Genomic DNA, 207 nt, shown 5'->3' with positions numbered 1-207 from the left:
ACAGGAAAATACATTGGAACTGCAATAGCATGGATATTTCTTATTTTTATCGGATACTCTTCAATTCACGTAATATTGTCGGTACCTCACTCCCAATGGGCTGTCTATCTTTCCCAGACTCCAAATCTTTTGTATCAAATGGGCGTTGATTACATACGGGTAATTGTTGTTACAATAGTTTCATTTGTTTTTGCGGTATCATTGGGA

The 207-nt window shown here is 36.7% G+C and carries 1 pseudogene; it reads left to right on the top strand.

Features of this window, described 5'->3' with window-relative positions:
* Positions 1-207, top strand: a pseudogene (locus tag DYY66_RS13285) (sugar ABC transporter permease); the annotation flags it as partial.

The organism is Candidatus Nitrosotalea sp. FS (assembly GCF_011319475.1).
Taxonomy (GTDB): Archaea; Thermoproteota; Nitrososphaeria; order Nitrososphaerales; family Nitrosopumilaceae; genus Nitrosotalea.
The sequence above is the reverse complement of the archived record's forward strand: the minus strand, read 5'-3'. Positions and strand labels throughout refer to the sequence as shown.